Origin of the sequence: Streptomyces glaucescens, assembly GCF_002154375.1 — a bacterium.
Taxonomy (GTDB): domain Bacteria; phylum Actinomycetota; class Actinomycetes; order Streptomycetales; family Streptomycetaceae; genus Streptomyces; species Streptomyces glaucescens.
Genome location: NZ_MUND01000743.1, coordinates 1 through 1,236, shown reverse-complemented (window position 1 = coordinate 1,236; position 1,236 = coordinate 1). Strand labels below are relative to the sequence as shown.

Sequence of the window (1,236 nt, the reverse complement as noted above, 5' to 3'; positions counted from 1 at the left end):
CGGGTGACCACGTCGTGGCCGATGCGCCGGTAGCGGTACAGGTCGGCACGGACGTCCTCCAGGAGCCGGGCGGAGGGGGCGGTGGTGCCGTCCGGGTCGAGGGCGACGTCGGCCTCGTACCAACTGCCGGTCCAGCGCAGGGCGGCGGCGGCGCGCTGCACCCCGGGCCGCTGGGCGGCGAGGGTGGCGTAGTCCTCGGCGGTGACCGCGCGCAGCAGGGTGCGGAAGGGGGCGCGGGGTGCGGCGAGGCGTACCTCGGCGACGGGTTCCGGGTCGGTGCCGCCGGTCGCGGGCAGCGGGTTGCGGACGCGGGTGACGATGCCGTCCAGGCCTCCACCGCGGGCGGCGACGCGGTTGACGGCCTCGCGGCCCGCGTTGCCCGCGCGGCCGTTGCCCACCCGGTAGACGGCGCTCAGCTTGCTGCCCGGGGTGGGGGCCCGTCCGCACCGGCCGTCACCGAAGCGCAGGGAGAGCACGCCGTCGTCGTCGGTCTCGGCGGTCACATGGCGGTCGCGGGGTCCGCTGGCCAGCAGGTCTCGGCGGGGCAGCCAGGTCGGTTTCGCGGTGTGGCCGACCTCCTCCTCCACCGGGCGCGGCGCGGGGGACGCCGCGCAGGCTCCTTCCGCCGGCAGGTCCCGGCGGGGCGGCCGGACCGGGTTCCCGGTACGGCCGGCCTCTTCCTCCACCAGGCGCACGGCGGGCAGGGCTTCGCGGGGGTCGGGGCGCAGCGCGGTGCTCGCCGGGCCGTGCAGGGCGGGGTTGCCGGGGAGCAGGGAGGCACCGGCGATGCCGCCCCAGGTGCGGTCGAACTCCCAGCCGACGTCCGCCGGGTTGAGGACGTATCCGGATCGGGCCTTGCGGACCAGGCGCTCCAGCTGGCGGATCTTGGGGCGCAGCAGTTCGTCGAAGCGGGACCGCAGACGGCGCAGCATGTCCTCGGGGTCGGAGTCGTCAGCGAAGGACCGGCCGAACAGCAGCCGCAGGAAGGCCCGGTCGTCGTCGGTGAGTTCGGTCGCCGAGTACTGCAGGTCGCGCAGCCGGTCGCGGGCCTGGGCGGCGAGGTCGAGGAGCCGGTGGGCCTGTGCGGCGGCCATGTCGCCGGGGCGCGGGTAGGGCGGCGACCAGGTGACGGGCCGGCCGTTCAGCCGGGCGGTGAACGGCCGCTGTCGTACACCGTCCCGCTCGGGTGCGCCGGCCGGCACGTGGATGATCTCCGCGGTGGCGTCGGCCAGCCAG

General features: G+C 76.9%; 1 pseudogene. It reads right to left on the bottom strand.

What is annotated here, in order from left to right:
• Positions 1-1,236, bottom strand: a pseudogene (locus CCN42_RS42975) (baseplate J/gp47 family protein); the annotation flags it as partial.